Genomic DNA, 26,407 nt, shown 5'->3' with positions numbered 1-26,407 from the left:
CTTTCGTCACATTCCTCGTCGGGGAGCCCCGGGGGCTCCCTGGCCGGAGGCCACCTGCCGCAGATACGGGTTGGTGGCGCGCTCCTGGCCGATGGTGGTCTGGGGGCCGTGGCCGGACAGCACCACGGTCGAGTCGTCGAGCGGCAGGCACACGCGGGCCAGCGAGTCGAGCATCTCGGCCATGTCGCCGCCGGGCAGGTCGGTGCGTCCGACGGAGCCGGCGAACAGCAGGTCGCCCGAGAAGAGCACCGGCGGGATGTCCGCCGCCTCGGGCAGCCCGAAGGTCACCGACCCCTTGGTATGGCCCGGCGCGTGCGCGACCGTCAGCTCCAGCCCCGCCAGCTCCAGCGTCGTGCCGTCGGTCATCTCGTGGACGTCGTCCGGCTCCCCCACGGTCAGCTCGCCCATCAGCGGCATGCCGATGGCGCGGCCGAGGCCCTTCTCGGGGTCGCTCATCATGTACCGGTCCTCGGGGTGGATCCACGCCGGAACGCCGTGCGCCCCGCAGACGGGGACGACCGAGGCCACATGGTCGATGTGGCCGTGCGTGAGGACGACGGCGACGGGCTTGAGACGGTGCCTGGCGAGCGCTTCCCCGACTCCCTCGGCGGCCCGGTGGCCGGGGTCGATGATCACGCACTCCTCACCCGCGGCGGGGGCGACGAGATAGCAGTTCGTCCCCCAGGCGCCCGCGGGGAACCCGGCAATCAGCACGTTCGTCCTTCGCTTCGGTCGGCAGGAGCGGCGCTGCGGACGGCCGCGCCCGTGGTCAGAGACTACCGGCGGTGCCGTTTCCTCAGCGAACCCCTATACGGTACGGGCTACACGCGGGCGGTCGGCCCGTCCGTCCGCACGCGTGCCGGTCGGTATCCACGACGCATGAGGAGAGAACCCGGTGGTCACCCAGGAGCAGCGGCGGCGTCAGCTCGCCCGGGAGAAGTTCTTGCGGCAGCAGCAGCGACGCACCTCCGCGCGCCGCAAGGCCCGCACGCGCAACGCGGTGATCGCGTCGGTGCTCGGCGTCGTCCTGATCGGCAGTGTCGCGCTCTACACGACGGGTGCCCTCAAGGGCGACGACGACAAGACGACGACGAGCGCCGAGGTGACGCCGAGCACGGTGCCCACCGGCAAGGCGCCGGACCCCTGCGACAAGCCGGCCGGGGGCAAGCCCGCCGAGCTGACCTGGAAGAAGGAGCCGGCGCTGGCCGTCGACAAGTCGGCGGACTACACGATGAAGCTGGCGACGAACTGCGGTGACATAGACATCGCGCTCAAGGCGAAGGACGCGCCGCGCACGGTGAACTCCTTCGACTTCCTCGCCGGCAAGGGCTACTTCGACCACACGCCGTGCCACCGGCTCACCACCGAGGGCATCTTCGTCCTCCAGTGCGGCGACCCGACGGGCAAGGGGAACGGCGGGCCGGGCTACACCATCCCGGACGAGAACCTGAAGGACCCGAGCCTGAAGGGCGACACCTACCCGGCGGGCACCGTCGCGATGGCCAACACCAGCCAGCCCGACACCGGCGGCAGCCAGTTCTTCCTGGTCTACAAGGACAGTCCGCTGCCGCCCAACTACACCCCGTTCGGCACCGTGGGCGCGGACGGCATGAAGGTCCTGGAGAAGATCTCCGCCGCCGGGGCGCAGCCCGCGGACCCCACGACGGGGATGACCGCGCCCAACGCGACGGTGGTGATCAACAAGGCGACGGTCGCGAAATCCTGACCGTACGCTGCGAAATTTCGGTCCGCGGGATGCGGACAGGCCACCTGTCGTTCGCCTATGTTGGCGGTGACGAAACTGTGGACGATGCCCGGGGGAGCAAAGCCCTCCGCAGGCATCATGTGGAGGAGGCGCTGTGAGCAGCGACCCGTGGGGCCGCGTCGACGAGACGGGGACCGTGTACGTGCGTACGGCCGACGGCGAGAAGGTAGTCGGTTCCTGGCAGGCCGGCTCCCCCGAGGAGGCGCTGGCCTACTTCGAGCGCAAGTACGAGGGCCTGGTTGTGGAGATCGGCCTCCTCGAGAAGCGGGTGAGGACCACCGACCTGTCGGCCAAGGACGCCACGGCCGCGGTCGGTCATCTGCGCGAGCAGGTCGACGCGCACCACGCGGTCGGTGACCTGGAGGCGCTCAGAGCGCGGCTGGACAGGCTCACCGAGCTGGTGGAGACGCGCCGCGAGGAGCGCAAGGTCCAGCGGGCGAAGCAGTCCGACGAGGCGCGCGGCGCCAAGGAGGCGCTGGTCGCGGAGGCCGAGGAGCTGGCGCGGTCCGACCAGTGGCGGGCGGCCGGCGAGCGGCTGCGGTCCCTGGTGGACACCTGGAAGGGCCTGCCGCGGCTGGACCGCAAGTCCGACGACGAGCTGTGGCACCGCTTCTCGCACGCGCGCTCGGCGTTCTCCAAGCGGCGCAAGCAGCACTTCGCGCAGCTCGACTCCCAGCGCGAGGACGCCCGCCGGATCAAGGAGCGGCTGGTCGCGGAGGCCGAGGCCCTGTCGAACTCCACGGACTGGGGTACGACGGCCGCCCGCTACCGCGACCTGATGGCCGAGTGGAAGGCGGCGGGCCGCGCGCAGCGCGAGCACGAGGACGACCTGTGGAACCGCTTCCGCGGCGCCCAGGACGTGTTCTTCGCCGCCCGCGGCTCGGTCTTCGCCGAGCGGGACGCGGAGCAGGCGGAGAACCTCAAGCTCAAGGAGGAGCTGGCCGGGGAGGCCGAGAAGCTGCTCCCGGTGACAGATCTGAAGGCGGCCCGTGCCGCGTTCCGTTCGGTCAACGAGCGCTGGGAGGCCATCGGGCACGTGCCGCGCGACGCGCGGCCGAAGGTCGAGGGCCGGATGCACGCCGTCGAGCGGGCCCTCCAGGAGGCCGAGGAGAGCGAGTGGCGCCGGACGAACCCGGAGGCGCGCGCGCGTGCCGAGGGTCTGACCGGTCAGCTCCGGGCCGCGGTGGACAAGCTCGCCGGGCAGATCGAGCAGGCGCGCGCCCAGGGCAACAACGCCCGGGCCGACAAGCTGGCGCGTGAGCTGGAGGGCCGCCAGGCCCTGCTGGACCAGGCGCTCAAGGGTCTGCAGGAGTTCGGCGGCTGATCCCCGCCGCCGTGCCTACGCGTGGGGCCCCGCACCGGTCGGTGCGGGGCCCCACGCGTAGGCGGTGCTACGAGGGCCTGCGGGCCGAGGTGACCCGGTAGACGTCGTAGACGCCCTCCACGCCGCGGACGGCCTTGAGGACATGTCCGAGGTGCTTGGGATCGCCCATCTCGAAGGTGAAGCGGGAGGTGGCGACCCGGTCGCGGGAGGTCTGCACGGCCGCCGAGAGGATGTTGACGTGCTGGTCGGACAGGACCCGGGTGACGTCGGACAGCAGGCGGGACCGGTCCAGCGCCTCGACCTGGATGGCGACCAGGAAGACCGAGGACTGGGTGGGCGCCCACTCCACGTCGAGGATGCGCTCGGGCTCGCGGGAGAGCGAGTCCACGTTGACGCAGTCGCTGCGGTGCACGGAGACGCCGCTGCCCCGGGTGACGAAGCCGATGATCGGATCGCCGGGCACGGGGGTGCAGCAGCGGGCCAGCTTGACCCACACGTCCTCGACGCCCTTGACGACGACCCCGGGGTCGGCGTTGGTGCGGCGCTTGCGGCCGCGGCCCCGGGCGGGCGGGACCGACTCGTCGATCTCCTCGGTGGCGGCCTCCTCGCCGCCGAGTGCCTGGACGAGCTTCTGCACGATGTTGGGCGCCGAGACATGGCCCTCGCCGATCGCCGCGTACAGCGCGGAGATGTCCGAGTACCGCATCTCGTGCGCCAGGGTGACCAGGGAGTCGCCGGTCAGGATGCGCTGGATCGGGAGGTTCTGCTTGCGCATGGCGCGGACGATGGCGTCCTTGCCCTGCTCGATCGCCTCGTCCCGGCGCTCCTTGGAGAACCAGGCCCGGATCTTGTTGCGGGCGCGCGGCGACTTCACGAAGCCGAGCCAGTCGCGGGAGGGCCCGGCGCCGGCCGCCTTGGAGGTGAAGACCTCGACCAGGTCGCCGTTGTCCAGGGTGGACTCCAGCGGCACCAGGCGGCCGTTGACGCGCGCCCCTATGGTGCGGTGGCCGACCTCGGTGTGGACGGCGTAGGCGAAGTCCACCGGGGTCGCCCCGGCGGGGAGCGCTATGACATCGCCCTTGGGGGTGAAGACGAACACCTCGTTGCGGGAGAGGTCGAAGCGCAGGGACTCCAGGAACTCGCCCGGGTCCTCGGTCTCCTTCTGCCAGTCCAGGAGCTGCCGCAGCCACGCCATGTCGTTGATGGCGTCCTTGTCCTTGCCGGAGGACTTCGGGGCGTCGGTGCGCACCTTGGAGGCGCCGGCGACGGCCTCCTGCTTGTACTTCCAGTGCGCGGCGATGCCGTACTCGGCGCGGCGGTGCATGTCGAAGGTGCGGATCTGGAGCTCGACGGGCTTGCCCCCGGGGCCGATCACCGTGGTGTGCAGCGACTGGTACATGTTGAACTTGGGCATCGCGATGTAGTCCTTGAACCGGCCGGGGACCGGGTTCCACCGCGCGTGCACGGTACCGAGCGCCGCGTAGCAGTCGCGGACGGTGTCCACGAGGACGCGGATGCCCACCAGGTCGTAGATCTCCGCGAAGTCCCGGCCGCGGACGATCATCTTCTGGTAGACGCTGTAGTAGTGCTTGGGGCGGCCGGTGACGGTCGCCTTGATCCGGGCCGAGCGCAGGTCCTGCTGGACCTCGTCGGTGACGACGGCCAGGTACTCGTCGCGCTTGGGGGCCCGCTCGGCGACCAGGCGGACGATCTCGTCGTACATCTTGGGGTAGAGGATCGCGAAGGCGAGGTCCTCCAGCTCCCACTTGATGGTGTTCATGCCCAGGCGGTGGGCGAGCGGCGCGTAGATCTCCAGGGTCTCGCGCGCCTTCTTCTCCTGCTTCTCGCGCTTGAGATAGCGCATGGTGCGCATGTTGTGCAGGCGGTCGGCGAGCTTGATGACCAGGACCCGGGGGTCCTTGGCCATGGCGACGACCATCTTGCGGACGGTCTCGGCCTGTGCGGCCTCGCCGAACTTGACCTTGTCCAGCTTGGTGACGCCGTCGACGAGCAGGGCCACCACGTCGCCGAAGTCGCGGCGCAGGTCCTCCAGGCCGTACTCGGTGTCCTCGACGGTGTCGTGGAGCAGCCCGGCCATCAGGGTGGCGGGGTCCATGCCCAGTTCCGCGAGGATGGTGGTGACGGCGAGCGGGTGGGTGATGTACGGGTCGCCGCTCTTGCGCTTCTGGCCGCGGTGCCAGCGCTCCGCGACCTGGTAGGCGCGCTCGATCTGGCGCAGCGTGGCCGTCTCGATCTTGGGGTCGTTGCCCCGCACTATCCGCAGCAGGGGTTCCAGGACCGGGTTGTACGGGTTGGCGCGCTGGACCCCGAGGCGGGCCAGCCGGGCGCGGACGCGGTTGGAGGAGCCGGAGCGGGCGGGCTGCCCGGCGGGGGCGCGGACGACCGGCGAGTTCCGGTCGCGCTCGGGCGGGGCGGGTTTGGGCCGCGACTGCTCGTCGGCGGGCTTGTCGACCGGCGCCGACCGGGCGTGCTCGATGGGCCCGCGGAGGTCGTTCTTCGCGTGCGGCGCGCTCGGTGCGGGCTTCGCCGCGGCTGCCGAGACGGACTCGGGCTTGGCGGCGGTCAGTGGCTGGGCCTCGTCTGGCAAGAGGACTCCTCGTGCGCGATCCGGGTCCCCCGGTCAGGCTCCGGATACCCCATCGTAGCGATCCCGTGTCCGAGCATCGCCTTCAGGCCATTGTGGGGGGCTCCGCCAGGAACAACACCGGAGGCGGGCGCCGGATTCCTCCGGTGCCCGCCTCCGGTGGCCGTCAGACGAGGAGCAGCGCCTCCAGCGGGGCACCGTCCAGGGACGGCGCCAGCCGGGCCCGGCCGTTCAGGAAGCCCAGCTCCATCAGGACGGCGAGGCCTGCGACGGCGGCCCCGGCCCGGCGGACGAGCTGGACCGACGCCTCGGCCGTGCCGCCGGTGGCGAGCACGTCGTCGACGATCAGGACACGGTCGGAGACGGCGAGGTCCTCGGCGTGCACCTCGATCTCGGCGGAGCCGTACTCCAGGTCGTAGGACTGGCCGAGGGTGGCTCCGGGGAGCTTGCCCGCCTTGCGCACCGGGACGAAGCCGAGGCCGGCCCGCAGGGCGACCGGGGCGCCCAGGATGAAGCCCCGGGCCTCCAGTCCGACGACCTTGGTGGCGCCGGTGCGCCGGGCGACGTCCGCGAGGGCGTCGGTGAGCACCGAGAAGGCCGCCGGGTCCGCCAGGAGCGGCGTGATGTCCTTGAACACCACGCCCGGGGCCGGATAGTCGGCCACGTCCCGGATACGGCTGAGCAGCAGGTCCCGGATGTCGGTCATCGGCGCTTCCCCGAGGGTCGTCCGCGGCCCCTGCCGCGGGATGCGGGCTGGCTGCGGGGACCGACGACCGCGGCGGCCGCCACCTCGTCCCCGTCGCCGTGGCCGGCCTCGGCGGGTGCCGGGGCCGGTTCGCCCCCGTCCTTGGCGCCGCCCTGGGCGCGCTTGGCGAGGACGCGCTTCTTGAGGGCCTTCATCTGCGGCTCGGCCTCCTTGAGGTCGGCGACGAGCGGTGTGGCGATGAAGATCGACGAGTAGGCGCCGGCCGCGAGGCCCACGAAGAGCGAGAGCGAGATGTCGTTGAGCATGCCCGCGCCGAGGAAGCCGCCGCCGATGAAGAGCAGGCCGGCGACGGGCAGCAGGGCGACCACGGTGGTGTTGATGGAGCGCACCAGGGTGCCGTTGATCGACTGGTTGGCGACCTCGCTGTAGGTCCAGCGGGACTGCTTGGTGATGTCCTTCGCCTGTTCCTTGAGGCTCTCGAAGACCACGACGGTGTCGTAGAGCGAGTAGCCGAGGATGGTCAGCAGGCCGATCACCGTGCCGGGGGTGACCTCGAAGCCGACGAGGGCGTAGACACCGACCGTGATGGTGATGTCGTGGACCAGCGCGATCAGGGCGGCGACGGCCATCCGCCACTCGAACGCGATGGCCAGGTAGATCACCACCAGGACCATGAAGATCCCGAGGCCCTGCCATGCCTTGTTGGCGATCTGGTCGCCCCAGCTCGGGCCGACGAGGTCGGCGTTGATCTTCTCCGCGTCGACCTTCAGGTCCTTGGCGAGCGCCTCCTTGATGTCGTCCGACTTGGCGGTCTCGATGCCGGAGATCTGGATACGCAGGCTGCCGTCGCCGAGTTTCTGGACGATCGCGTCGTGTCCGGAGGCGTTCTCCGCGAGCTCCTCGGCGTGGGCCACCGAGGCGCTCATCTTCTTCGGGGTGGTGAAGACCGCGCCGCCCTGGAACTCGATGCCCATGTGGAGACCGCGGACCGACAGGCCGACGATCGCCGTGATGGTGATCAGGATCGAGATCCCGTACCAGAGCTTGCGGTTGCGGATGAAGTCGTAGCTGATCTCGCCATGGTGCAGGCGTGCGCCGAGGTTGCCGAGCTTCGACATCTCACGCCTCCTTCGGGTCGACGGGGCCGGCGGCCGGACGGCGGGTGCGGCGGAGCGGGGGTTTGGCCCCCAGTGCCGTCGGATCGAGGCCGGACCACTTGTGCCCACTGGCGAAGAACCTGCGGCGGGCCATCAGCGTGAGCAGCGGCTTGGTGAAGAGGAACACCACGACGACGTCGAGCAGGGTGGTGAGGCCGAGGGTGAAGGCGAAGCCCTGCACCTTGCCGACGGTGACGATGAAGAGCACCGCCGCCGCGAGGAACGAGACGAAGTCGGAGACCAGGATGGTGCGCCGGGCGCGGGGCCAGCCGCGCTCCACGGCGGGGCGCAGCGAGCGTCCCTCGCGGATCTCGTCGCGGACCCGTTCGAAGTAGACGATGAACGAGTCCGCCGTGATGCCGATGGCGACGATGGCGCCGCAGACGGCGGGCAGGTTCAGCGCGAAGCCGATGGTCGGGCCGAGCAACGACATGATCACGTACGTCAGCGAGGCGGAGACGCCCAGCGAGGCGATGGCGATGAAGGACAGGCCGCGGTAGTAGACCAGCAGGTAGATGATGACCAGCGCGAGGCCGATGGCACCGGCGATCAGTCCGGCGCGGAGCTGCTCGCCGCCGAGGGCGGCGGTGACGGTGGTGACGCTGTCCTCGTGGAAGCTCAGCGGCAGCGCGCCGTAGCTCAGCATGTTGGCGAGGCTCTGGGCCTCCTGCTGGTCGAAGCTGCCGGAGATCTCCGCGTTGCCGCCGGTGAGCGCCTGGCGGACGTACGGGTCGGAGACGACCTCGTTGTCCAGGACGATGGCGAACTGGTTCTGCGGGGTCTGGTTGTTGGCGAGCTTGCCGGTGATGTCGGCGAACTTCTTGGCGCCCTTGTCGGTGAACTTCATCGTGACGGTCCAGCCGGCGGCGCTCTGCGTGTTGTAGACGGCCTGGGCCTTGTCCACCTCGGTGCCGTCGACCTCGGCCGGGCCGAGGATGTACTTCTGCCAGATGCCGTCCGAGTTGGTGCCGCAGGCTAGCGTGGTGTCGCCGGGCCTGGCGCCCTCGCCCGCCTTGGCGCGCTGGGACTCCTTGGTGCAGTCGAGCGCGTCGTAGGCGGCCTGGAGCTTGGCGTTGCCGTCGTCGGCGGGGGTGCTGGCGGCCGGGGACGGGGAGGCCGCGCCGGAGGGGCTCGCGGAGGGGCTGGGATCGGCCTTCAGGGCGCCGGTGACGGCGCGGCCCTGGGTGGTGGCGCCGTCGGTGGGGGTGCCGGACGGCGGGGTGCTCGCCCCGTCCTGTCCGTCCGCGGGGCCGGTGGCCTCGTCGGTCGCCTTGCCGGTGGCCTTGTCCGTGGCCTCACCGCTCGGTGCGCCGGAGGGGCTGTCCGAGGGGGCGGCGGACGGGCTGGCGTTCATGCCGGGGCCGGAGAGCCCGGTGGCGAGGACGGGGCGGAAGTAGAGTTTGGCCGTGGTGCCGACCTGGGCCCGGGCTTCCTTCGAGTTCATCCCCTTGGGGATGTTGACGATGATGTTCCGGTCGCCCTGGGTCTGCACCTCGGCCTCGGAGACGCCCAGTCCGTTGACACGGCGCTCCATGATCTCGACCGCGGTGTCCATGTTGGTCTTGTTGATCGCGGACGCCTGGCCGGGTTCCGCGACCGCCCGGAGAGTGATGCTCGTCCCCCCGGCGAGATCGATGCCGAGACGCGGAGCGGTGTTTCCGGAGGCGAACATCCCTCCGGTGAGCGCCACAATGGCGATCAGAATCAGGGCCAGCGAGCGCCCGGGCTTGCTCTGGGCGCTCGCGTTCTTTCCCTTTTTGACTGAAACCACCTGTTCGTACTCCCTCTCGGGGCCGCTCACGCCGAGACCGGCGCACCGGCGGCCGTCACATGGTGTGGGGTGCTGTTCGAGCCGCACGTGGAGCGGGGTGCGCGGGAACGGTCCGCGCACCCCGTAACACGGCTACTTCGCCTCGGAGCCGCCGTCGGACTTCTTCGGGTCGTCCTCCTTGTCCGCCTGGGCGGGCTCGGAGTCGGCCGTCTGCTCGTCGGGCGCGTCCTTCTTGCCGAGGTCGACGGACCGGCCGTCCTTGTCGGCCGTGTCGTCGGAGTCGTCGGCGTGGGAGGCGTCGGTCTCGGTGAGGGAGGAGGCGTCGTCGGGGACGATGTCGGCGTCGGACTTCAGGTCGTGCTCGATGCCGTGGACGATGCGGTTGTACTCGTCGTCGGTGAGAACGGCACCGATGGAGTTCTTGGCGAAGAGCAGTTCGACGCCGGGTCCGGCGTCGAGGAGGACCGTGTCCTCGCTCACCTCCTTGACCGTGGCGTACATGCCCCCGATGGTTCGGACGCCCGAACCGGGCTGCATCTGGTTCCGCATGTCGACGGCCTGCTGCTGCTTCTTCTTCGCCGACCGCGTCATCAGGAACATGGCCCCGATGAGCACGACGAACGGGAGGAGGGTCACGAGACTCACGGGTCGGTACTTCCTTCACACGACCGCGCTGGCGCGCGGCCTGCTGGTTGGGGGTGTGTACGCCGCCGACACGACGGCATCGGCGGAGTCTAAGCGAGTCCGCGCGCAGGGAACAACGCTCAGCACGGCACCGGGGTTCCTGGACCGGCGAATGTGCCGGGCCCCGGCGGGGACGCCATGGGACCGTCACGTCCCGAAGAGATCCCGTTGTCCGTTTCCTGCGGACCGCGGGCCCGGCGGGGTGAGGCCGAGGTGCGCCCATGCGGCGGGGGTCGCGATCCGTCCGCGCGGGGTACGGGCGAGCAGCCCCTCCCTGACGAGGAACGGTTCCGCGACCTCCTCCACTGTCTCACGCTCCTCGCCGACGGCGACGGCGAGCGTGGACAGGCCCACCGGACCGCCGCCGAAGAGCTTCAGCAGCGCCTGGAGGACGGCCCGGTCCAGCCGGTCGAGGCCGCGCTCGTCGACCTCGTACACCGCGAGGGCCGCGGCGGCGATCTCCCGGGTGACCCGGCCGTCGGCCTTGACCTGGGCGTAGTCGCGGACCCGGCGCAGCAGGCGGTTGGCGATGCGGGGGGTGCCCCGGGAGCGGCCGGCGATCTCGGCGGCGCCCGCGGGGTCGATGCCGACGTCGAGGAGGCCGGCGGAGCGGTGGACGACGCGCTCCAGTTCGGCGGGGCCGTAGAACTCCATGTGCGCGGTGAAGCCGAAGCGGTCGCGCAGCGGGGGCGGCAGCAGTCCCGCCCGGGTGGTGGCGCCGACCAGGGTGAACGGCGGCAGTTCCAGGGGGATGGCGGTGGCGCCGGGGCCCTTGCCGACGATGACGTCGACCCGGAAATCCTCCATCGCCATGTAGAGCATCTCCTCGGCGGGCCGGGACATGCGGTGGATCTCGTCGAGGAAGAGGACCTCGCCCTCCTGGAGGGAGGAGAGGATCGCGGCGAGATCCCCGGCGTGCTGGATGGCGGGGCCGGAGGTGATGCGGATGGGGGCGCCCATCTCGGCGGCGATGATCATGGAGAGGGTGGTCTTGCCGAGGCCGGGAGCGCCGGAGAGCAGGACGTGGTCGGCGGTGGCACCGCGGGCGCGGGCGGCGCGCAGCACGAGGTCGAGCTGTTCGCGGACCTTCTCCTGTCCGATGAACTCGTCCAGGTCCTTGGGCCGGAGGGCGGCCTCCACGGCCTGGTCCTCGCCGTCGGCAGCGGCGCCGACGAGCCGCTCGGCCGCGTCCGCGTCGGTCGTGTCGTCCCAGTTCATCAGGTGTGCCTCGGCTCTCGGTACGGGCTGGGGGAGGTCGGGCGCCCGCCGGGGCCCGTCGTCACCCCGCCCCCGTCCGCCCGGAGGGCGGGTCCGGCGGTGCCGGGCGCGCGCACGGCGCCGCCGGGCGGACGGGGAGGTGACGGCTGGGCCCAGGGGCCGCCGGTCGGAGCGGGTCCGGGCCCCCCGGTCCGCGGGGGCGCCGGGGGGCGGGTCACCGGGCGCGGTTGAGGCTCTGCAGGGCCGCCTTGAGGAGCTGCCCCACCTGGGGCGTCCCGTCGGCGGCCTCGGCCTGGGGGGCGACGGCGGTCACGGCCTCGTCGGCCTCGCGGGTCGCGTAGCCGAGGCCGATCAGGGCGGCGTGCAACTGGTCGCGCCAGCCGGCGCTGACCGGGGCGCCCACGGCGGGGGCCCCGACGGGGGCGCCGAGGCGGTCCTTCAGTTCCAGCAGGAGCTTCTGGGCGCCCTTCTTGCCGATGCCGGGGACGGCGGTCAGCGCCTTCTCGTCGCCCGTGGACACCGCCCTGCGCAGGGCGTCGGGGGCGTGCACGGCGAGCATGGCCTGGGCGAGGCGGGGGCCGACGCCGCTGGCGGTCTGGAGCAGCTCGAAGACCTGGCGCTCGTCGTCGTCGGCGAAGCCGTACAGGGTCAGCGAGTCCTCTCGGACGACGAGGGAGGTGGCGAGCCGCGCGGGCCGGCCGACACGGAGCCCGGCCAGCGTGCCCGGGGTGCACTGGACGGCCATGCCGACGCCGCCGATCTCGACCACCGCGGAGTCGGGGGCGAGGGCGGCGACCGTGCCGCTGACGAAGGCGATCATGGCGTACGGCCTTTCGACGGGTGGGGGGCCTGGGCGGCCCCGGGGACGGCGGCCCGGCCCCGGCCGGCCGCGGCGTGCAGGGCGGCGGCGCGCTGGAGGCGGTTCTGCGCGGGGGCGCGCCAGATGTGGCAGATGGCGAGGGCGAGGGCGTCCGCCGCGTCGGCCGGCTTCGGCGGCGCGGCGAGCCGCAGCAGCCGGGTCACCATGGCGCCGACCTGGGCCTTGTCGGCGCGCCCCGAGCCGGTGACGGCGGCCTTGACCTCGCTGGGGGTGTGCAGGGCGACGGGGATGCCGCGGCGGGAGGCGCAGAGGATGGCGACGGCGCTTGCCTGGGCGGTGCCCATCACGGTGCGCACGTTGTGCTGGCTGAAGACGCGCTCCACGGCGACGTACTCCGGGCGGTGCTCGTCGAGCCACTCCTCGATGCCCCGCTCGACGGCGACGAGGCGGGGGCCGAGGTCGGCGTCGGCGGGGGTGCGGACGACACCGACGCCGATCATGGTGAGCGGCCGGCCCGCCACCCCCTCCACGACGCCGATCCCGCAGCGGGTCAGCCCCGGGTCCACCCCCAGCACGCGCACGGCGGGCCCCTTCCGTCGATCACCTGTTTGTGCAGGCTATCGGGTGGTGCCGACAACGGCGGCGGGCCGGGGGACGTGTCCGTCCCTCCGGCCCGCCGGAATCCTCACCGTGCCCGCGGTCGCGCCACCGGGGGCGCCGCGGCACGGACGTGTCCCGCCCCGGGGCGGCACGGCCCGGAAGCGGGGCCCAGGGTCTTTCGTCCGGATCCGGCCTGATCCGAATGAGAGGCCCTAGGCGTCGACCTTTGCCATGATCTCGTCGCTCACGTCGAAGTTGGCGTAGACGTTCTGCACGTCGTCGCTGTCCTCCAGGGCGTCGATCAGCTTGAAGATCTTCCGGGCGCCGTCCTCGTCCAGCTCGATCTGCATCGTGGGCACGAAGCTGGCGTCGGCCGACTCGTAGTCGATGCCGGCCTCCTGGAGCGCGGTGCGGACCGCGACCAGGTCGGTGGCCTCGCTGAGCACCTCGAAGCTCTCGCCGAGGTCGTTCACCTCCTCGGCGCCCGCCTCCAGGACGGCGGTGAGGACGTCGTCCTCGCCCAGCTCGCCCTTGGGGACGATCACGACGCCCTTGCGGTGGAACAGGTACGACACCGAGCCGGGGTCCGCCATGGAGCCGCCGTTGCGGGTCATGGCGACGCGCACGTCGGAGGCGGCGCGGTTGCGGTTGTCGGTGAGGCACTCGATGAGCACCGCGACGCCGTTCGGACCGTAGCCCTCGTACATGATCGTCTCGTAGTCGGCGCCGCCGGCCTCCAGGCCGGCGCCGCGCTTGACCGCGGAGTCGATGTTCTTGTTCGGGACCGACTGCTTCTTGGCCTTCTGGATGGCGTCGTAGAGCGTCGGGTTGCCCTCGATGTCGGAGCCGCCCATCCGCGCCGCGACCTCGACGTTCTTGATCAGCTTCGCGAAGAGCTTGCCGCGCTTGGCGTCGATGACGGCCTTCTTGTGCTTCGTCGTGGCCCATTTAGAGTGGCCGGACATCTGCCTGTCTCCTTCGCGTAACCCATCCCTGCAACGAACGCAGGAATCCTACAAGGAGTCGGCCCCGCGGTTCTCGCGCACCATGTCCGCGAAGAGCCGGTGCACCCGGTGGTCACCGGTCAGCTCCGGGTGGAAGGACGTGGCCAGCGCCGCCCCCTGACGGACCGCGACGATGTGGCCGTCGTGCTCCGCGAGCACCTCGACGGCGGCGCCGACGGACTCCACCCAGGGGGCGCGGATGAAGACGCCCTCCACGGGACCGCCCGGCACTCCGGCGACCTCGACGGCGGTCTCGAAGGACTCGTTCTGCCGTCCGAAGGCGTTGCGGCGCACGACCATGTCGATGCCGCCGACGGACTCCTGACCGGAGCGCGGGTCGAGGATCCTGTCGGCCAGCATGATCATGCCCGCGCAGGTGCCGTAGGCGGGCAGGCCCGCGCGCACTCGGGCGCGCAGCGGGTCCATCAGGCCGAAGAGGACGGCCAGTTTGGACATGGTGGTGGACTCGCCGCCGGGCAGCACCAGCCCGTCGACACCGGCGAGTTCCCCGGGGCGCCTCACCGCCCTGGCCTCGGCGCCGGCCGCGGCCAGGGCGGTGAGGTGCTCCCGGACGTCGCCCTGGAGGGCCAGGACGCCGATCACGGGTGTGCCGCTCATCCGCGCGCCTACCAGCCGCGGTTGGCGTAGCGCTCGGACTCGGGGAGGGTGTCGCAGTTGATGCCGACCATGGCCTCGCCCAGGTTGCGGGACGCCTCCGCGACGACCTTCGGGTCGTCGTAGAAGGTGGTCGCCTTGACGATGGCCGCGGCCCGCTTGGCCGGGTCGCCGGACTTGAAGATGCCGGAGCCGACGAAGACGCCCTCGGCACCGAGCTGGCGCATCAGCGCGGCGTCGGCCGGGGTGGCGACACCGCCGGCGGAGAAGAGGACCACCGGCAGCTTGCCCAGCTCGGCGACCTCCTTGACCAGCTCGTAGGGGGCGCGCAGCTCCTTGGCGGCGGCGTACAGCTCGTGGTTGTCGAAGCCGCGCAGCCGGGCGATCTCGTTCTTGATCTGGCGCAGGTGGCGGACGGCCTCCACGACGTTGCCGGTGCCGGCCTCGCCCTTGGAGCGGATCATCGCGGCGCCCTCGGCGATCCGGCGCAGGGCCTCGCCGAGGTTGGTGGCCCCGCACACGAAGGGGGTGGTGAAGGACCACTTGTCGGAGTGGTTGACCTCGTCGGCCGGGGTGAGGACCTCGGACTCGTCGATGTAGTCGACACCGAGCGACTGGAGGACCTGGGCCTCGACGAAGTGGCCGATCCGGGACTTGGCCATGACCGGGATGGAGACGGCGCCGATGATGCCGTCGATCATGTCCGGGTCGGACATGCGGGCCACGCCGCCGTCCTTGCGGATGTCGGCCGGGACCCGCTCCAGGGCCATGACGGCGACGGCTCCCGCGTCCTCGGCGATCTTCGCCTGCTCCGGGGTGACGACGTCCATGATCACGCCGCCCTTGAGCTGCTCGGCCATGCCGCGCTTGACGCGGGCGGTGCCGGTCTCGGGGGACGGATGTGCGGAGAGCGTGCTGGACACGGGATACCTCGCTGTGGAAGAGGGGGTTTCTGCAACCCCGAGCCAACGCGAGGGGACCGGTCCACGGCAAGGGCCAATGATCGGGCGGTGGATCGTTTTCGCCCGGCGGATCGGGCGGGGCGCACGGCCCGGGCGGGGGTGCGGCGCGCCGTCACCCGGCCCGTTCGACCAGGGCCGCCGGGGGTTCGTCGTCCATCTCGAAGGCCAGTGGGAAGGGGGCGTGTCCGGCGAGGCGGAACCAGCGGACCTTGCGGTGCTCGCGCAGCCGCCGGGCGGCGCCCACCGCGTCGTTGTGGAAGCGCCGGGCCATCGGCACCCTGCGCACCGACTCGGCCAGTTCCCGGGCCGCCTCCTCTCCCCCGGGCGCCTCCCGTACGGCCTCCACCTGCGCCGCGTCCTCGAACACGGCCCGCAGCGCGTGGCTGAGCGCGCTCTCCGCGACCTCCCGCTGCTCCTCCTCGGCCTGCCGGGCGGCGTGGGCTGCCTCGTACAGCACGATCGAGGCGGCCGGGTCGAGGACGCCCGACGTCGCGAGTTCCTGGGTCACCGAGGCCCGGCGCAGCAGTTGCGCGTCGAGCGCGGCGCGGGCGGCGTCGATCCGGGCGTGCAGCCGGTCCAGGCGGCCCGCCGTCCAGCTCAGGTAGAGGCCGATCGCCACGAGGACGACCAGGGTCCAGATCAGGGTTGCGGTCACGGGCCGCAAGCCTAGGGCGTGCCGCGGAGGTCACGTGCCGCCGGGCGGGCACGGCCGCCGCGTCCGCGGGGCGCCGCCGCCCGCCGGAGTGCCCGCCGGTCACCGGGCGGTCCGGACCGGTGCCCCGGCCGGCGGGGCGGGGGCGGGGGCGGGGGCGGGTCCTGCCCCCGGCGGCCCCGGGACGGGCAGTCCCGGGTCCGGGGCCCGCACCGGACCGGTCCCGGTCGCGGGAGTGCACGTCGGGGGGTTCGCTTGGAGGGCACGTCGCGCGGGCCCGGCCCGCGGGGGCTCAGTCGCGGGAGCGGCCCAGGCGCGCGCGCAGGCCCGTGGCGCGGTCGTCCGCCGCCACAGCCGCCGCGCCCGCCGTCACCGTCTCGTAGACGGACATGATGTCCGCGCCCACCGTCGACCAGTCGAAGCGCCGCACATGGGCGCTGCCCCGCTCCCGCAGCCCGGCGCGGCGCTCCGGGTCCGCCAGCAGCCGCACCGCCGCGTCGGCCAGGGCGTCGGCGTCCTCGTTGGGGAACAGGTCGCCGGCCGCGCCCTGGTCCAGGACCTGGGCGAAGGCGTCCAGGTCGGAGGCGAGCACGGGGGCACCCGCCGACATGGCCTCGACGAGGATGATGCCGAAGCTCTCGCCGCCGGTGTTGGGGGCGACGTACAGGTCGACGCTGCGCAGCAGGGCGGCCTTGTCCTCGTCGCTGACCATGCCGAGGAACTCCACCCGGGAGCGCAGCGCGGCCGGGAGCGTGGCCACGGCCTCCTCCTCGTCGCCGCGCCCGGCCACCAGCAGCCGGGTCTCCGGCCGGGCGGCGAGGATCCCCGGCAGCGCCCGCATCAGCACCGGCAGGCCCTTGCGGGGCTCGTCGATGCGGCCGATGAAGCCGATGGTGCCGCCCTGCCACTCGGGCCGGGGCTCGGCGCGGGCGAAGAAGTCGACGTCGACCCCGTTGGGGATCACCACGGCGTCCCCGCCGAGGTGTTCGACGAGGGTGCGGCGGGCGTACTCGCTGACCGCGATCCGCGCGCTGATCTTCTCCAGGGCCGCCTGGAGGATGGCGTAGGCCGCGATCATCGCGCGGGAGCGCGGGTTGGAGGTGTGGAAGGTCGCGACGATCGGGCCCTGCGCCGCCCAGCAGGTCAGCAGTCCCAGCGACGGCGAGGTGGGCTCGTGGATGTGGATGACGTCGAAGGCGCCCTCGTGCAGCCAGCGGCGCACCCGGGCCGCCGACAGGAAGCCGAAGTTCAGCCGGGCCACCGAGCCGTTGTACGGCACCGGGACGGCGCGGCCGGCGGAGACGACGTACGGCGGCAGCGGGGTGTCGTCGTCGGCGGGGGCGAGGACGGACACCTCGTGGCCGAGGCGGATGAAGTACTCCGCGAGGTCGCGGATGTGGAACTGGACGCCGCCCGGCACGTCCCAGGAGTACGGGCAGACGATGCCGATCCTCACGAGGCGTCCCGTCCCCCGGTCCCCGGCGCCCGCGCGGGGTCGAGGTCCTTCAGCCACAGGCGCTGGAGCATGTGCCAGTCCTCCGGGTGGTCCGCGATGCCCGTGGCGAACGCGTCGGCCAGGGCCTGGGTCATGACGGCGGTCCGCTCCCGCCGGGTGCCGTCGCCGGGGACGCCGACGGGCGGGTGCACCCGGCCCCGCATGACCGGCGAGTCGTCGTACCAGAGGGTCACCGGGAGCAGTGCCGCGCCGGTCTGCTGGGCGAGCAGGGCGGGGCCGGCGGGCATGCGGGCCGTCTCGCCGAAGAAGTCGACCTCCACGCCGGAGGCGGACAGGTCCCGGTCCGCGACCAGGCAGACCAGGCCGCCCGCGCGCAGCCGCCGGGCCAGGGTGCCGAAGGCGGCACCGCCGCTGTGCGGCAGGACCTCCATGCCGAGGCCCTCGCGGTAGGCGACGAAGCGGTCGTAGAGGGACTCCGGCCGCAGCCGCTCGGCGACGGTCGTGAAGGGGATGCCGAGCCGGGTGGTGACCCAGGCGCCGGCCAGGTCCCAGTTGCCCAGGTGGGGCAGGGCCAGGATGACGCCCCTGCCCTCGGCCATGCCGTCGGTGAGATGGTGCACGTCCTGGGGATCGAAGCCGTCGCGGACCCGCTCGGGACTCCACGCGGGGAGCCGGAAGGACTCCATCCAGTAGCGCAGGTACGAGCGCATGCCCGCGCGCGAGAGCGCGGCGAGCTGGTCGGGGCTCGCGCCGGGCCGCACCCGCGCGTAGTTGCCCTCCAGGCGGCGGACGCCCGCGCCGCGCCGCTTCCAGGCGATGTCGGCGACGGTCCGGCCGAGCCGTACGGCGACCGGTTCGGGCAGCCGGCGGACGGTGCTCCAGCCGGCCCCGTACAGGGAGTCGGCCAGTCGCTCCCGGACCGTCACTTCGCCGCCCCGGTGTCCTGGTCCTGCTGGGCGGCCGCCTCCGCCTCGGCGGACTCGCGGCGGACCGTGACGACCCGCTGCACCAGCGTGACGAGGCTGCCGACGGCGACGATCCAGAGGGCGACCGGCAGCAGGTACTGGATGCCCGGCACACCGAACGCGTGCAGCCCGGCGAAACCGGCCGCGACCAGCGAGACGACGAGCCGCTCGGCGCGCTCGACCAGGCCGTTGACGGCCACCGGCAGGCCGATGGCCTCGCCGCGTGCCTTGGTGTACGACACCACCTGCCCGCTGGCCAGGCAGAAGATCGACACGGCGCACAGCACGTTGTCGTCGCCGCGGCCCGCGTACCAGAGGGCGAACCCGGCGAAGATCGCGCTGTCCGCGACCCGGTCGAGGGTGGAGTCCAGGAAGGCGCCCCATCGGCTGGAGCGTCCGAGCTGGCGGGCCATGTTGCCGTCGACCAGGTCGGAGAAGACGAAGAGGGTGATCACGACCGTGCCCCAGAAGAACTCGCCCATGGGGTAGAAGACCAGCGCGCCCGCGACCACCCCGGCCGTTCCGATCAGCGTGACCGTGTCGGGGCTGACGCCCCGGCGGATGAGAAACGCGGCGAACGGTGTGAGGACACGCGTGAAGAATGCACGCGCGTACTTGTTCAGCATGGCCTTCCCGACGGTCGGTGTGGCCGCGCGGCCCTTGATGGCCACCGGCTGGCCCATCGTAGTCACGCCGGGGCACCCGTGACGCCGGGCACCCGTCCGCCCGGCACGGGACGGCCGCGCGGCTGCCCCGGGCCGTTCGCCTGGACGCGGACCGGCGGGAGTGGAAGGCTCGAAGGACCGCGGGAGCCACCCGGACGCCGAGCACACGGTGCCGCGTACCCGCCCCCGCGGCGCCCCCAGCGCGCACGGGAGGCGAGGACATGGGCGACAGGGCACACCCCCGGCACGGGGACGGCGGCCCGCGGGGGCCCGCCGCCGTGCGCAACGTGGCGCTGGTCGGCCCCTCCGGGGCGGGCAAGACGGCCCTGGTGGAGGCGCTCGCGCTGACCGCCGGGGCGACGGGCCGGCCGGGCTGCCCCGGGGACGGCGGCGCCCCGGACCACGAGGGGAGCGGGCACCGGCGGCGCCGCTCGGTGCGCCTGGCCCTGACCCCGGTCACCTGGGACGGTGTCCGGATCAACCTGCTGGACACCCCCGGATACGCCGACTTCACCGGGGAGCTGCGGGCCGGACTGCGCGCCGCGGACGCGGCCCTCTTCGTCGTCCCGGCCTCCGACGGCCTCGACGGCACCGCCCCGGCGCTCTGGGAGGAGTGCGCGGCGGCCGGCACACCGCGCGCCGTCGTGGTCACCCGCCCGGGGTCGGGCCGCGGCGGCTTCGAGGAGACGGCCCGGCTCTGCGCCGAGGCGTTCGGCGCCGGTGACCCCGACGCCGTCCTTCCCCTCGTCCTGCCGCTGCGCGGCCCCGCGGCGGCCGACGGGCACGCGCCGGTGACCGGGCTGGCCGGGGCGCTGTCGCGGACCTGGGCCGACCACTCCTCGGGCCGGCGGGTGGAGATCCCGCCCGACCCGGACCTGGTGCCCGCGCTGGAGGACGCCCGCGCCCGGCTCATCGAGGGGATCATCGCGGAGAGCGAGGACGAGTCCCTGATGGACCGCTACCTCGGCGGCGGGGAGATCGAGGACGGGATCCTGCTCCGGGACCTGGAGCGGGCCGTCGCGCGCGGCGCCCTCTTCCCGGTGCTGATGGCCGCCGGGGACGCCCGGCAGGAGCTCGGCGCGGTGGAGATCCTGGAGCTGATCGTCCACGGCTTCCCCAGTCCGCTGGAGCGCCCGGTCCCCCCGGTGACCGCGCCCGACGGCACACCGCGCCCGACGCCGGCCTGCGACCCCGGGGCGACGTTGGCGGCGGAGGTCGTCGGCACCTCCGACGACCCCTACGCGGGCCGGATCTCCCTGGTGCGGGTCTTCTCCGGGACGCTCCGCGCCGACCGGGAGGTGCACGTCGGCGGGCACGGCCGGGACGGCGGGGACCACGGCGCCGACGAGCGCGCCGCGGCCCCGCCCGCGCCCCGGGGCGGGCGCCGGCCGGGCGGCCGGGTGATCGCGGGCGACCTGGGCCTCGTGGCCCGGCTGGACACCGCGGGGACCGGGGACACCCTGTCCGACCCGGAGGACCCGCTGCTGATCGCCCCGTGGGAGCCGCCCGACCCGCTGCTCCCGGTCGCCCTGGAGGCCCACGGCGGCCCCGACGAGGAACGGCTCTCCCGGGGCCTGGCCCTGCTGACGGCCGAGGACCCGGCCCTGCGGCTGGAGCACGACCCGGACACCCGGCAGGTCGTGCTGTGGTGCCTGGGCGAGGCCCACGCCGAGGTCGCCCTGGAGCGGCTGCGCGACCGGCACCGCGTCCGGGTCGACGTCGTGCCGCACCGGGTCGCGCTGCGGGAGACCTTCGCCGCGCCCGCCACCGGGACCGGACGGCACGTCAAGCAGTCGGGCGGGCACGGCCAGTACGCCGTCTGCGGGATCGGGGTGGAACCGCTGCCGGGCGGCTCCGGCGTCGAGTTCGCGGACCGGGTCGTCGGCGGCGCGGTCCCCCGGCAGTTCGTCGCCTCCGTCGAGAAGGGGGTGCGCGCCCAGGCCGCCAGGGACCTCGGCTCGGGCCACCCGCTCACCGACGTCCGCGTCACCCTGCGGGACGGCAGGGCGCACGCGGTGGACTCCTCCGACGCCGCCTTCCAGGCGGCGGGCGCGCTGGCCCTGCGGGAGGCGGCGGCCGGCACCGGGCTGCGGCTGCTGGAGCCGGTGGCGGAGGTGCGGGTGCTGGCCGGGGACGACCTCGTGGGCGCGGTGCTGACCGATCTGTCCGCACGGCGCGGCCGGGTCCTCGGCACCGAACAGGCCGCCGGGGGACGCACACGGGTCCGCGCCGAGGTGCCCGAGGTGGAACTGGACCGGTACGCGGCGGAACTGCGCTCGCTCTCCCACGGCACCGCCCGCTTCGAGCGCCGCCGCGCGCGGTACGAGCCGGTCCCGGAGCGGGTGGCGCGGCGGATGCGCGGGGCGGGGCGCGAGGAACCGTAGGCACGGGAGGAACCGTAGGCACGGGAGGAACCGTAGGCACGGGAGGGTCCGCGGCGCGGACGGCACCGGGCCACGGCGCCGGGCTCACGGCACCGGGCGCCGCGACGGGCGGGCCCGGGGCGACGGCACCGGTGTCAACGCCCCTGTGCCGTTCACCCGTTGGCGCGGTTCCCGGGGCCGTTCACCCGTTGGCGCGGTCCCCGGGACGACCGGGACAGCGCCGGTGCGGGGCCGGGCGCGGGGTGGGCGCGGGGCGAGTACGGAGCGGGTGCGGCGGGGCCTCCCGCGCGGGGCCCGGGACGCGTCGGGCGCCCGGCGCGCGACGGCGCATCCCGGGTGCAACCCGCGCACACGGGGGCGGCTTTGGACGACCACTGACGCATCCGGGAGGCGGCGGATACGCTGATGACCTGATCAACAGGTGTGCGCAGCAGGCCGGTCGGGAAGGCCGCAGGAGGGACAGTGGTGGCGATCGGGGGCGGGAATGAGCGGTGACGGCGGTTTCGCGGACTTCTTCGGGCCGCAGGTGCCGCGCGCGGGCGACGGAGGGCAGACGCCCACCTTCGCGCTGGCGTCGGCCGCCTACCGGGACAACCCGGTGGAGGACATCAAGAAGGCCGACAACGACTGGTACGAGACCTCGGTCAACGCGGGCCGCCCCTGGGCGAAGCTGTTCCGGCCCAACCTCGGGGAGGCGTTCTCCCGCGCGGTGACCGCCCGCATGCTGGGCTCCGGGCGCGCGCCGCTGATCCAGTCCTTCGGCGCCGAGCCCCAGATGGTCGTCGAGCACTGCCTGGCCGCCAACGGCATCCGCAAGGCCCGCGACAGCCGGCTGACCCTGATCAGCATGGTCTGCGGCCTGCTGTTCCTGCCCGGCACCCTGGTCTGGCTGCTCGGCTTCCAGATCCGCGCGGGCGTCGCCAGGACCGAGCGGAAGCAGGCCGGCGCCCTGGGCACCGCGGTGCTCTTCGCCATCGGCGTGCTGGCCGTGCTGTTCCTGCTCAGGATGCCCTTCACCGGCTTCTGGGCCTGGTACGGGCGGGCGGCGATCGTGATGCCCGTCGTCGGCTGGTTCTGGGCCAAGCGGATCTGCGAGAGCACGGCCAACGAGCTGCGCGACCGCTGGTCGGGCCTGCTCTCGGGCGGCGGCATCGGCGCCAAGGTCCCCGAGGCCGTCCCGAGCAACCCCAACGAGACCGCCGCCGAGCAGCTCCGCCAGTCCCTGGCCAACCTCGGCGCCGAGCAGCAGTCCAACTCCGTGTTCTACGCCGGGCCCAAGGGCATCCTCGGCATGGGCACCCGCTGGGGGAGCTGGCAGCTCGCGGAGGAGCTGGTGCCCGCCGACCCGTCCCGCGAGATCCACCCCTTCCGGAGCTGGGACGTCATACGCGCCATCCACGACCAGCTCAGCCTGCTGGAGCGGGGCCCGCTGAACACCGGCGGCTTCACCAAGCCGTCCATCCGGCACTGGATCGTCACCCCCGTCGGGGAGAACGCCAAGGGCGTCTCCCGTCCGGCCGGGGCGGACGTCGAGGCGCACCAGGTCAAGCCGCACGCCATACAGGAGATCTGCAACAAGCAGCAGTTCGGCGCCGGGGACCGGCACTACCTGGGCGTCCAGTGGACGCTGTGGGACGGGCAGCTCGTCCTCACCATGCTGATCACGGTGACGGTGCTGCACTCCACCCTGCGCATCGAGGTCACCGGCCACGCCCTGGGCCCGATCAACGGGCTGTTCATGGGGAAGCCGGAGGCCCCCTCGAAGTCGGTGACCAAGTCGTTCAAGCCGTGGGAGTCCCGCAAGGTGATGCTCCCGCTGGTCGACGCCAACGAGGTGGTGCGGCTCGCGCTGCGCGCCCCCCTCACCTGGTACCCGCCGCTGCTGAACTGGCTGGGCGGCACCATCGGCCTGCCCGAGCCCTTCGGGCTGCGGCATGTGTGGGCGGACCAGCCCTGGAGGCACCGCTTCATGGCCGACGACGCGCTGCGGGCGGCGACGCCGGTGCTGCGCGTGGTGCACACGGCGGCGATCCGGGTGCTGGCGGAGAACGGGGTGGACACCGAGAAGTTCGGCAGCCGCTCCTCGTCCCTCAGCACGGCCGTACAGGATCCGTCGCCGGGGAAGGCGGACCTCTACAACGCGTGACGCCCGCGTGCGAGGCGTGACGCCCACGGGCGGAGGGCCCGGGGGGCGGGAGCGAACGGGAGGGGCGGTGCCGCTGCGGCGCCGCCCCTTCCGCCGTGACCGGGCCCGCCGGGACGCGGCTGGTGCCCGGCGCGGCGGACCGTGGTGCGGCGGACCGGGGCGGATGCCGGTGCCGGGGCGGGGCCGGGCGGATGCCGGTCCGGGGCGGGGCCGGGCGGATGCCGGTCCCGGGGCGGGGCTGCGGTGCCGGTCCGGCGTCAGTCCGTGGGCCAGGCCTTCGCGAGCATCTCGCGGGTGTCCCCGAGCAACTGGGGCAGCACCTTGGTGTGGCCGACGACCGGCATGAAGTTCGTGTCGCCGCCCCAGCGGGGCACGATGTGCTGGTGGAGGTGCGCGGCGATGCCCGCGCCGGCCACCGTGCCCTGGTTCATGCCGATGTTGAACCCATGGGCACCGGAAGCGGTGCGCAGCGCCGTCATCGCCTGCTTGGTCAGGACGGCCAGCTCGGCGGTCTCCGCGTCGGTCAGCTCCGTGTAGTCGGCGACATGACGGTAGGGGACCGCCATCAGATGGCCGCCGTTGTACGGGTACAGGTTGAGCACCACGTAGACCAGCTCGCCGCGGCGGACGATCAGCCCGTCCTCGTCGGACTTGGCCGGGATCGAGCAGAAGGGGCAGCCGTCGTCGGCCCCCGGGCCGCTGGGCTTGTTCTCCCCCTGGATGTACGCCATCCGGTGGGGCGTCCACAGTCGCTGGAACGCGTCCGGCGTCCCCACTCCCCGCTGCTGCTCCGGCTCAATCGTCATGTGTGCAGCATATGGCGTCGTGCCCGGCGACGGGAAAGGCCCCCGGGAACTCCCGGGGGCCTCCGGCGGGCGGATCAGACCTGGGCCCGCTCCTCGACCACCCGCGCCAGCTTGGCGAGGGCCTCGTCGACCGGGACCCCGTTCTCCTGCGAACCGTCGCGGTAGCGGAAGGAGACCGTGCCCGCGTTCATGTCGTCGTCCCCGACGATGATCATGAAGGGCACCTTCTGCTTCTGCGCCGTGCGGATCTTCTTCTGCATGCGGTCGGAGGAGGAGTCGACCTCCACCCGCAGGCCCTTCTTGCGGGCCTGGGCGGCGAACGTCTCCAGGTACTCCACGTGCGCGTCCCCGACCGGGATGCCGACCGCCTGGACCGGCGCCAGCCAGGCCGGGAAGGCGCCCGCGTAGTGCTCCAGGAGCACCGCGAAGAACCGCTCGATCGAGCCGAACAGCGCGCGGTGGATCATGACCGGCCGCTGCTTGGTGCCGTCCGCGCCGGTGTACTCCAGACCGAAGCGCTCCGGCAGGTTGAAGTCGAGCTGGATGGTCGACATCTGCCAGGTGCGGCCGATGGCGTCCTTGGCCTGGACGGAGATCTTGGGACCGTAGAAGGCGGCGCCGCCCGGGTCCGGGACCAGCGGCAGGCCCTGCTTCTCCGCGACCTGGCGGAGCGTCTCGGTCGCCTCCTCCCAGGCGTCGTCGGTGCCGACGAACTTCTCCGGGTCCTTGGTGGACAGCTCCAGGTAGAAGTCGGTGAGGCCGTAGTCCCGCAGCAGGTTCAGCACGAAGGTGAGCGTCGTGTCGAGCTCGTCCGCCATCTGCTCGCGGGTGCAGTAGATGTGCGCGTCGTCCTGGGTGAAGCCGCGGGCCCGGGTCAGGCCGTGCACCACACCGGACTTCTCGTACCGGTACACGGTCCCGAACTCGAAGAGGCGCAGCGGCAGCTCGCGGTAGGAGCGGCCCCGCGCGTCGAAGATCAGGTTGTGCATCGGGCAGTTCATGGGCTTGAGGTAGTAGTCCACGCCCTCGTCGAGCTGCATGGGCGGGTACATGCCGTCGGCGTACCAGTCCAGGTGGCCCGAGGTCTCGAAGAGCTTCCCCTTCGTCGCGTGCGGGGTGTAGACGAACTCGTAGCCCTCCTCCTCGTGGCGGCGCCGCGAGTAGTCCTCCATGACCCGGCGGATGGTGCCGCCCCGGGGGTGGAAGACGGCCAGGCCGGAGCCGATCTGCTCCGGGACGGAGAACAGGTCCAGCTCGGCGCCCAGCTTGCGGTGGTCGCGCTTCTCGGCCTCGGCGAGGAACTCCAGGTGTGCCTTCAGCTCCTCCTTGGACGGCCAGGCCGTGCCGTAGATGCGCTGGAGCATCGGGTTCTTCTCGCTGCCGCGCCAGTAGGCGGCGGCGTTGCGCATCAGCTTGAAGGCCGGGATGTTCCGGGTGGTGGGCAGGTGGGGACCCCGGCAGAGGTCCTTCCAGCACAGGTCGCCGGTCTTGGCGTCCAGGTTGTCGTAGATCGTCAGCTCACCGGCGCCGACCTCGACGTCCGCGCCGTCGTCGTGGGAGGCGGAGCCCTTGAGGCCGATCAGCTCCAGCTTGTACGGCTCGTCCGCCAGCTCTTCCCGGGCCGCGTCGTCGGTGACCGCACGGCGCGAGAAGCGCTGGCCGCGCTTCTGGATCTCCTGCATCTTCTTCTCGATGGCCTTGAGATCCTCGGGCGTGAACGGCTTCTCGACGTCGAAGTCGTAGTAGAAGCCGTCCCGGACCGGCGGGCCGATGCCCAGCTTGGCCTCGGGGAAGAGCTCCTGCACGGCCTGGGCCATGACGTGTGCGGTGGAGTGGCGCAGGATGCCGAGACCGTCCTCGGAGGAGATGTCGACGGCCTCGACGGTGTCGCCCTCCCCGACCTCGTGGGCGAGGTCCACCAGACGGTCACCGATGCGGGCGGCGATGACCGAGCGCTCGCCGGCGAAGAGCTCGGCGGCCGTAGTGCCCGTCGTCACCACGCGTTCTTCCCGCTCGGAATCGCGTTGGATGATCACACGGACGTCTGACACCGGTCTCTCCTGACTGAAGGGGGCTGCGGCGCCATACCGGAGCGCACGCAC

22 protein-coding genes are annotated in these 26,407 nt (G+C 72.8%); 4 read left to right on the top strand and 18 right to left on the bottom strand.

The annotated features are described in order from the left end of the window. Positions 1-6: 6 nt before the first annotated feature. The gene (locus GTY84_RS22825; RefSeq protein WP_161228213.1) at positions 7-714 is read right to left on the bottom strand and encodes an MBL fold metallo-hydrolase; all 708 of its coding nucleotides are present in this window, start codon (positions 712-714) and stop codon (positions 7-9) included. 181 nt (positions 715-895) lie between these two features. Between GTY84_RS22825 and GTY84_RS22820 the strand changes: the two genes are divergently transcribed. Then, on the top strand, positions 896-1,726 hold the full coding sequence (locus GTY84_RS22820) for a peptidylprolyl isomerase (protein WP_161228211.1): 831 nt from the start codon (positions 896-898) through the stop codon (positions 1,724-1,726). 133 nt (positions 1,727-1,859) lie between these two features. Then, positions 1,860-3,089, top strand: a complete 1,230-nt coding sequence (locus GTY84_RS22815; protein ID WP_161228209.1) for a DUF349 domain-containing protein — start codon at positions 1,860-1,862, stop codon at positions 3,087-3,089. Between the two features lie 67 nt (positions 3,090-3,156). On the opposite strand, the gene relA is transcribed toward GTY84_RS22815, so the two are convergent. The 15 genes from relA to pgsA all read right to left on the bottom strand — a co-directional run bounded on the left by relA (position 3,157) and on the right by pgsA (position 18,987). Then, complete coding sequence (relA, locus tag GTY84_RS22810; protein WP_161228207.1) at positions 3,157-5,697, bottom strand: GTP pyrophosphokinase; 2,541 nt, start codon at positions 5,695-5,697, stop codon at positions 3,157-3,159. A 163-nt stretch (positions 5,698-5,860) separates the two neighbouring features. Next, complete coding sequence (locus GTY84_RS22800; RefSeq protein ID WP_161228206.1) at positions 5,861-6,400, bottom strand: adenine phosphoribosyltransferase; 540 nt, start codon at positions 6,398-6,400, stop codon at positions 5,861-5,863. Then, entirely contained in the window at positions 6,397-7,518 is a 1,122-nt protein-coding gene (secF, locus tag GTY84_RS22795) for a protein translocase subunit SecF (protein WP_161228204.1), read from the bottom strand. Before secF ends, GTY84_RS22800 begins: the two co-directional genes overlap by 4 nt. Before the next feature lies 1 nt (position 7,519). Beyond that, the gene (gene secD / locus GTY84_RS22790) at positions 7,520-9,328 is read right to left on the bottom strand and encodes a protein translocase subunit SecD (protein ID WP_161228202.1); all 1,809 of its coding nucleotides are present in this window, start codon (positions 9,326-9,328) and stop codon (positions 7,520-7,522) included. 132 nt (positions 9,329-9,460) lie between these two features. Continuing rightward, positions 9,461-9,973 (bottom strand): preprotein translocase subunit YajC, encoded by a 513-nt coding sequence (gene yajC, locus GTY84_RS22785; RefSeq protein WP_161228200.1) that lies wholly within the window; start codon positions 9,971-9,973, stop codon positions 9,461-9,463. A gap of 186 nt (positions 9,974-10,159) precedes the next feature. Beyond that, complete coding sequence (gene ruvB, locus GTY84_RS22780) at positions 10,160-11,230, bottom strand: Holliday junction branch migration DNA helicase RuvB (protein WP_161228198.1); 1,071 nt, start codon at positions 11,228-11,230, stop codon at positions 10,160-10,162. 214 nt (positions 11,231-11,444) lie between these two features. Then, positions 11,445-12,050, bottom strand: coding sequence for a Holliday junction branch migration protein RuvA (ruvA, locus tag GTY84_RS22775; protein WP_161228196.1), 606 nt, complete (start codon positions 12,048-12,050; stop codon positions 11,445-11,447). Further along, a complete protein-coding gene (gene ruvC, locus GTY84_RS22770) occupies positions 12,047-12,631 on the bottom strand; it encodes a crossover junction endodeoxyribonuclease RuvC (protein ID WP_161228195.1) in 585 nt (194 codons plus the stop codon). The genes ruvA and ruvC overlap by 4 nt, the downstream gene beginning before the upstream one ends. A 231-nt stretch (positions 12,632-12,862) precedes the next feature. Then, positions 12,863-13,615, bottom strand: coding sequence for a YebC/PmpR family DNA-binding transcriptional regulator (locus GTY84_RS22765; RefSeq protein ID WP_161228194.1), 753 nt, complete (start codon positions 13,613-13,615; stop codon positions 12,863-12,865). A 48-nt stretch (positions 13,616-13,663) separates the two neighbouring features. Further along, positions 13,664-14,272 (bottom strand): pyridoxal 5'-phosphate synthase glutaminase subunit PdxT, encoded by a 609-nt coding sequence (gene pdxT, locus GTY84_RS22760; RefSeq protein ID WP_161228193.1) that lies wholly within the window; start codon positions 14,270-14,272, stop codon positions 13,664-13,666. Between the two features lie 8 nt (positions 14,273-14,280). Then, the gene (gene pdxS, locus GTY84_RS22755) at positions 14,281-15,192 is read right to left on the bottom strand and encodes a pyridoxal 5'-phosphate synthase lyase subunit PdxS (RefSeq protein WP_161228192.1); all 912 of its coding nucleotides are present in this window, start codon (positions 15,190-15,192) and stop codon (positions 14,281-14,283) included. A 151-nt stretch (positions 15,193-15,343) separates the two neighbouring features. Further along, on the bottom strand, positions 15,344-15,886 hold the full coding sequence (locus tag GTY84_RS22750) for a hypothetical protein (protein ID WP_161228191.1): 543 nt from the start codon (positions 15,884-15,886) through the stop codon (positions 15,344-15,346). A gap of 289 nt (positions 15,887-16,175) precedes the next feature. Next, complete coding sequence (locus tag GTY84_RS22745) at positions 16,176-17,339, bottom strand: glycosyltransferase family 4 protein (RefSeq protein ID WP_161228190.1); 1,164 nt, start codon at positions 17,337-17,339, stop codon at positions 16,176-16,178. After that, positions 17,336-18,265, bottom strand: a complete 930-nt coding sequence (locus tag GTY84_RS22740) for a phosphatidylinositol mannoside acyltransferase (protein ID WP_161228189.1) — start codon at positions 18,263-18,265, stop codon at positions 17,336-17,338. Before GTY84_RS22740 ends, GTY84_RS22745 begins: the two co-directional genes overlap by 4 nt. Next, positions 18,262-18,987 carry a phosphatidylinositol phosphate synthase gene (gene pgsA / locus GTY84_RS22735; RefSeq protein WP_161228235.1) on the bottom strand — a complete coding sequence of 242 codons (726 nt, stop codon included), beginning with the start codon at positions 18,985-18,987 and terminating at the stop codon, positions 18,262-18,264. The genes GTY84_RS22740 and pgsA overlap by 4 nt, the downstream gene beginning before the upstream one ends. A gap of 203 nt (positions 18,988-19,190) precedes the next feature. On the opposite strand from pgsA, the gene GTY84_RS22730 reads away from it, so the two are divergent. Further along, the gene (locus GTY84_RS22730; protein WP_161228188.1) at positions 19,191-21,353 is read left to right on the top strand and encodes an elongation factor G-like protein EF-G2; all 2,163 of its coding nucleotides are present in this window, start codon (positions 19,191-19,193) and stop codon (positions 21,351-21,353) included. 484 nt (positions 21,354-21,837) lie between these two features. Then, positions 21,838-23,499 carry a hypothetical protein gene (locus GTY84_RS22725; protein ID WP_161228186.1) on the top strand — a complete coding sequence of 554 codons (1,662 nt, stop codon included), beginning with the start codon at positions 21,838-21,840 and terminating at the stop codon, positions 23,497-23,499. A gap of 257 nt (positions 23,500-23,756) precedes the next feature. On the opposite strand, the gene GTY84_RS22720 is transcribed toward GTY84_RS22725, so the two are convergent. After that, positions 23,757-24,305, bottom strand: coding sequence for an HIT domain-containing protein (locus tag GTY84_RS22720; RefSeq protein ID WP_161228184.1), 549 nt, complete (start codon positions 24,303-24,305; stop codon positions 23,757-23,759). A gap of 74 nt (positions 24,306-24,379) precedes the next feature. Further along, positions 24,380-26,356, bottom strand: coding sequence for a threonine--tRNA ligase (gene thrS / locus GTY84_RS22715; RefSeq protein ID WP_161228182.1), 1,977 nt, complete (start codon positions 26,354-26,356; stop codon positions 24,380-24,382). Between the last annotated feature and the right edge of the window lie 51 nt (positions 26,357-26,407).

Origin of the sequence: Streptomyces sp. SID8352, assembly GCF_009862265.1 — a bacterium.
Classification (GTDB): domain Bacteria; phylum Actinomycetota; class Actinomycetes; order Streptomycetales; family Streptomycetaceae; genus Streptomyces.
The sequence above is the reverse complement of the archived record's forward strand: the minus strand, read 5'-3'. Positions and strand labels throughout refer to the sequence as shown.

Coding starts and splice junctions, on each gene's coding strand:
- GTY84_RS22800 (WP_161228206.1), bottom strand. CDS start 6,400: ATGACCGACATCCGGGACCTGCTGCTCAGCCGTATCCGGGACGTGGCC.
- secF (WP_161228204.1), bottom strand. CDS start 7,518: ATGTCGAAGCTCGGCAACCTCGGCGCACGCCTGCACCATGGCGAGATC.
- ruvB (WP_161228198.1), bottom strand. CDS start 11,230: ATGAACTGGGACGACACGACCGACGCGGACGCGGCCGAGCGGCTCGTC.
- ruvA (WP_161228196.1), bottom strand. CDS start 12,050: ATGATCGCCTTCGTCAGCGGCACGGTCGCCGCCCTCGCCCCCGACTCC.
- GTY84_RS22765 (WP_161228194.1), bottom strand. CDS start 13,615: ATGTCCGGCCACTCTAAATGGGCCACGACGAAGCACAAGAAGGCCGTC.
- pdxT (WP_161228193.1), bottom strand. CDS start 14,272: ATGAGCGGCACACCCGTGATCGGCGTCCTGGCCCTCCAGGGCGACGTC.
- pgsA (WP_161228235.1), bottom strand. CDS start 18,987: ATGGGCCAGCCGGTGGCCATCAAGGGCCGCGCGGCCACACCGACCGTC.
- GTY84_RS22730 (WP_161228188.1), top strand. CDS start 19,191: ATGGGCGACAGGGCACACCCCCGGCACGGGGACGGCGGCCCGCGGGGG.
- GTY84_RS22725 (WP_161228186.1), top strand. CDS start 21,838: ATGAGCGGTGACGGCGGTTTCGCGGACTTCTTCGGGCCGCAGGTGCCG.
- GTY84_RS22720 (WP_161228184.1), bottom strand. CDS start 24,305: ATGACGATTGAGCCGGAGCAGCAGCGGGGAGTGGGGACGCCGGACGCG.